This is a genomic window from Massilia sp. Root335, assembly GCF_001425685.1.
Lineage (GTDB): Bacteria > Pseudomonadota > Gammaproteobacteria > Burkholderiales > Burkholderiaceae_D > Telluria > Telluria luteola.
Genome location: NZ_LMCY01000019.1, coordinates 100,889 through 105,541 on the forward strand (window position 1 = coordinate 100,889; position 4,653 = coordinate 105,541).

The 4,653-nt window shown below is 64.5% G+C and carries 4 protein-coding genes and 1 tRNA gene (1 of these 5 running past the window's edge); 1 reads left to right on the forward strand and 4 read right to left on the reverse strand.

From position 1 onward, the window contains the following. Window positions 1-94 precede the first annotated feature (94 nt). From ASC93_RS12150 to purT, 4 genes are all read right to left on the reverse strand, one after another. The gene (locus ASC93_RS12150) at window positions 95-919 is read right to left on the reverse strand and encodes an NF038132 family protein (protein ID WP_157201877.1); all 825 of its coding nucleotides are present in this window, start codon (window positions 917-919) and stop codon (window positions 95-97) included. After that, window positions 916-1,854, reverse strand: coding sequence for a hypothetical protein (locus ASC93_RS12155; RefSeq protein ID WP_157201878.1), 939 nt, complete (start codon window positions 1,852-1,854; stop codon window positions 916-918). Before ASC93_RS12155 ends, ASC93_RS12150 begins: the two co-directional genes overlap by 4 nt. Window positions 1,855-1,890: 36 nt before the next feature. Then, window positions 1,891-3,063 carry a hypothetical protein gene (locus ASC93_RS12160; RefSeq protein WP_157201879.1) on the reverse strand — a complete coding sequence of 391 codons (1,173 nt, stop codon included), beginning with the start codon at window positions 3,061-3,063 and terminating at the stop codon, window positions 1,891-1,893. 209 nt (window positions 3,064-3,272) lie between these two features. Next, window positions 3,273-4,487 carry a formate-dependent phosphoribosylglycinamide formyltransferase gene (gene purT / locus ASC93_RS12170; RefSeq protein WP_056441842.1) on the reverse strand — a complete coding sequence of 405 codons (1,215 nt, stop codon included), beginning with the start codon at window positions 4,485-4,487 and terminating at the stop codon, window positions 3,273-3,275. A 111-nt stretch (window positions 4,488-4,598) separates the two neighbouring features. Here purT and ASC93_RS12175 point away from each other — a divergent pair. Beyond that, a tRNA-Asn gene (locus ASC93_RS12175) sits at window positions 4,599-4,653 on the forward strand; it runs 28 nt beyond the window's last position.

Genomic DNA, 4,653 nt, shown 5'->3' on the forward strand with positions numbered 1-4,653 from the left:
TCAGCATGTTAGCAAGGCGCAAGGCGCAAGACCCAAGACGCACAACGGCCGCTTCGATGAAGCGGCCGTTTTCGTTGGTGCCGCGGCGCCGCGATCAGGCCGGCACGCCCCGATGCGCGCGTGGCCCCCGGCCGACGAACCGCTTTCCCAGCAGCAGTGCAAGGCCGCCCAGCAGCAAGGACCAGGCACTCGGCTCGGGGACGGGCGGCGCCATCTCGAAGCCTTCGATGAGGCCGGCATCAGTCCGGATGTTGTCGATCGCCAGCGCGGATTCCAGGCCGGGATCGGATACGTTCCCGACGAAAAACGCCAGCTGGTAACTGCCGGGCGCCAGATCGTAGGAACTCGTCACCCAACCCGTTGCGCCGCCGGTCCCGCTCAGCCATTTGCCGGGCCCATACGGGATCCCGCCCAGCAATCCGGCGAACTGGCCATCGAAATAGGCGGCACCGGGATTCAGCGACACGCCGGCACTGACGTCGCCCGGCCCGCCGACCGCCGGCACCGCCCGGCAGACATCGCAGGTCGTATTCGCCGTGTACAGCGTCGCCACGTTGGCCATGGTCGTCGCATCGATGAGCTGGACGACGGCGAAATCGGGGAAATCCTCGCCATCGTTGGTGAGGAAGTTCAAGTCCAGCGACAGGGTGCGCGCCGTGTCGACGCTGAAGACCGATGAGAGCAGGGCGCTCCCGGTCGTGGCGCCGGCAACGCCGGTGACGGAAAGATCCGTGGCGCCCGTACTGTCGATGAAGGCGAATTGCTGCCCTTCGGACGGCGGCAGATCCGCGACGGCAGTGGCAATGCCGCCCGTGCCGCCATCCGATAACGTCCACCCTTGCGGCAAGCTCTGGGCGGCGGCTGCGGACGCCACGCACAGGAACAATGCCGCGCCGCTTGATTTGAACAATGTTTTCATCGCTGCCCCCAGTTGAGTTTTGCGGTCGAGCCTGCGGCGCGCGCCAGCTCGGATCGTGCCGATTGCGCCACGACGGGATCGCGGTCGTGCGACAAGGTGGCCAGGCTGCTCTTCGCGGCGTCCGTGCCGATGTCGGCGAACACGCGCACTGCCTTGCGTCTGAGCGCCGTGTCGTCGCTGTTCATCCACTGCTGCGCGCGTTCGAGGCCCGCCGTGGCATGAAATCCGAGAAACCTGGCAAGCTTGTCCAGCGTGATCAGCTTGCAGGCGGCATTGGGGTCCGCGATCGTTTTCTTCGCCTGGGCCGGGCTGGCGGGGCCCGCCGGCTTGACGCCGAAGCCGCCGGCGCCCGTTTCCCTGCCGAGTACGTCATACTGGTTGCGGTAGAAAGCGTTGAACTCGGGCGCCGCCGACACGTCGTTCAGGCGACCGCGATCAAGCCGGTACAGGACCGGCCAGGTGGCGACGCATTCGGCGCCGTCGTAATCGGTGAGCGGCTGCGGAATCGCCAGCGTGATCCGGCGGCCGGGGCCGTCGGACTTGAACAGGCTGCCGACATCGTTCACGTTCCATGCCTGGACGGTCCGAACGAAAAAGTTCGCGGTTTTCGCGGCGCCTTGACCGGCGACGAGGACGGTATTGCAGAATTGCCTGCCCGAATAGTCGACCGAGGCGACGAGTTCGTACCGGCCGTCGGCGTCGAGATCCGCGATCCGGAAATCGCAGAGGTGGATGTTGTCCTGCCCGAGGCCGCCGAGAAAGGCCAGCACGTCCGCATTGCTCGGCGGCTTCGCCTGCAGCGATCCGGACGACCCGTCGACGCTCCAGTCCCGCGCGGCCAGCGACGCGTCGCTGGCGCTGGCGCCGGCCTGGCCGGGCAGCGCACACAGTGCGGACAGCGCGGCCGCCACCGTCATGATTCTCCATGTATTCATTTCAATTCTCACTTTCGGTCACATGCGGGTTCGGGGTTAATGCATCAGCGAGCGTATCGCATCGGCGTAGCCAACGCCGTTGCCGTTGCCCGCGGTATTGACGATCCATTGCCATTGTCCGCCCGTGCACTGGGCGCCGGTGCCGCCGACGCAAGCCGCGTCGTAGTATTGGCCGGTTAGCGAGCTCGTCGCATATGGGCCATAAAACACCAGGGCCATATTTTCCGATTGCGTGCCGGTGAGCGCGGGCAGGCCGGGGTGGGCATTCCGGATGCGGGTTTCGAATCGTGTTGCGAACGTCAGTTTTTGCTTGAACAGCGCGGCGCCTCCCTGCGTGTTCGCCATCCAGTCCCAGGCCATTTGCATGCTGACCGGCATTTGCATGAGGCCGATATGACTGCCCCCGTCGAAGCTTTCGCGGGGCCATAATGCGGATTGTCCATATAACGTGAGCTGGGAAAACTGCGCATACGAGCTTTCCCGTTGCGCGATACCGGTCAATAAATGCGGTGTACTGCCGCCGGCGTAAAGGCCGACGAGCCGGTTCGTGATGTCGTCGGCGGAAATGGTGATGCCGGTAATCGTGACCACCGTGCGATCGGTGCTGGCATTCTGCGTTGCCGTCGCTGTCAGCTGGCCGCCCATTGCATTGAATGTCCTGGTCTGGGTGACGCCGGAACTTGTCGTCAAGGTGCTGGAATTCGTGAAGGGGCCGCGGCCGCCCGACGTCGTGTACGTCAGCGCAAGATTCCAGTCGATCGGTACGTTGTCGGCGCCGGTCGCGTCGAATGGTACGGGCGTGGCGATCGGGTAGGTCGCGGCGCTGACCGGCGCGAGAATCTTCAATCCCGTCGTCCTGGTCCAGGTGTCCGTGCCCGAGTATCCCGCGGAATTGGTCCAGGTGCCGCTCGCGCTGTCGCATGACGTCGCAGAAAACGTCATGACCATGGTGAACGACGCGGCGCAGGTCCCGCTGGGCGCAGGATTGGTCGCCGTTGCGGTAAATGGATTCGTGCCCGAGACGCTGAGCGACCATAATCCGCCGCATCCGACCACGGCCACCGATCCGGTTAATTGCTGGTTGATTTGATAGGTATAACCGTAATCGTCCGTCCACGTGCCTACCGGACTGCAAGACTGTGTCTGCGCTTCCGCCATTCGACATGTCATGGTGCCGATCAGTAATAACGTTGCAAGTAGCGATCGCATGATAATTCCTTAAAGATTATTTCCTTATGGACGCTCAGACACGACAGTAAATACCGTGGCTCCATGCATTCTCTGCTTTTCGATTGGCGGGAATTTGTGATGTATCGAATGGCCGGCGCCGCTCGATTGAAATGCGGATGGGAAAAAGCGAAAGGGGCATCGATTGCCCGATGCCCCTTATTATTATTTGCGTTCTCGAAACGCGGGCGTTATTTGTTTCCCGGTATCGGCTTCACCTTGCCCGCCGCCTCCAGCGCCCGCGCGCGCGCCGTCTCGACATCGTCCGCCGTCGCCAGCGCCACGCCCATGCGGCGGCGCGCGAACGATTCCGGCTTGCCGAACAGGCGGATATCGCAGCCCGGCACGCGCAGCGCGTCGGCCACGCCTTCGAACGCGATGCCCGCTTCCTCCAGCTGGCCGTAGATCACGGCGGACGCGCCCGGTGCGCGCAGCGCCGGGTTCACGGGCAGGCCGAGGATGGCCTTGGCGTGCAGCTCGAATTCGCTCTGCACCTGCGTGGCCATCGTCACCATGCCGGTGTCGTGCGGGCGCGGACTCACTTCCGAGAACCACACCATGTCGCCCTTGACGAACAGCTCCACGCCGAACACGCCCTGGCCGCCCAGGTTGGCGGTGACCTTGTCGGCGATCTCCTGGGCGCGCTGCAAGGCCAGCGGCGCCATCGGCTGCGGCTGCCAGGATTCGACGTAGTCGCCATGCACCTGCTTGTGGCCGATCGGTTCGCAGAACCGCGTCTCGACGTCACCGTTCGCGCCGATCGCGCGCACGGTCAGCAACGTGATTTCGTAATCGAAGTCGATGAAGCCCTCGACGATCACGCGGCCCGCGTCCACGCGCCCGCCGGACGCGGCATGGTTCCAGGCGTGCTCGACGTCGCCCGCGCCATCGAGCTTCGACTGGCCCTTGCCCGACGACGACATCACGGGTTTGACGATGTTCGGAAAGCCGATCTCGGCGCACGCGGCCTTCAGCTCGTCGAGGCTGGACGCGAAGCGGTACGGCGACGTCGCCAGGCCCAGTTCCTCGGCGGCGAGCCGGCGGATGCCTTCGCGGTTCATCGTCAGCTGCGCGGCGCGCGCCGTCGGGATGCAGGTGATGCGGCCCGCGGCTTCCAGTTCGGCCAGCTTGCCGGTGGCGATCGCCTCGATCTCGGGCACGACGAGGTCCGGTTGCTCGCGCTCGATCAGCGCGGCCAGCGCGTCGCCGTCCGTCATGTCGACCACGTGCGCGCGGTGGGCGACCTGGTGGCCGGGCGCGTTCGGGTAGCGGTCGACGGCGATCACTTCGACGCCGAGGCGTTGCAGCGAGATGATGACTTCCTTGCCGAGTTCGCCTGAGCCGAGCAGCATGACTTTGGTTGCGGAAGGGGAGAGGGGCGTGCCGAAGGTGCGTGCGGTGGTCATTGGAAATAAGGTCTGGTCGCAAAGAGTGGCGACTATAGCAAACCGCGCCGCCGTGCGCACGCCAGGGGGCATTTGGCAATCCCCGATTTCCTGCTATAATATTGCCTCAATTCCCTGATAGCTCAGTCGGTAGAGCGACGGACTGTTAATCCGCAGGTCCCTGGTT

What these genes read in the sequence shown, in the direction of transcription:
- ASC93_RS12150 (WP_157201877.1), bottom strand. Translation starts at nt 919, where the DNA reads ATGAAAACATTGTTCAAATCAAGCGGCGCGGCATTGTTCCTGTGCGTG.
- ASC93_RS12155 (WP_157201878.1), bottom strand. Translation starts at nt 1,854, where the DNA reads ATGAATACATGGAGAATCATGACGGTGGCGGCCGCGCTGTCCGCACTG.
- ASC93_RS12160 (WP_157201879.1), bottom strand. Translation starts at nt 3,063, where the DNA reads ATGCGATCGCTACTTGCAACGTTATTACTGATCGGCACCATGACATGT.
- purT (WP_056441842.1), bottom strand. Translation starts at nt 4,487, where the DNA reads ATGACCACCGCACGCACCTTCGGCACGCCCCTCTCCCCTTCCGCAACC.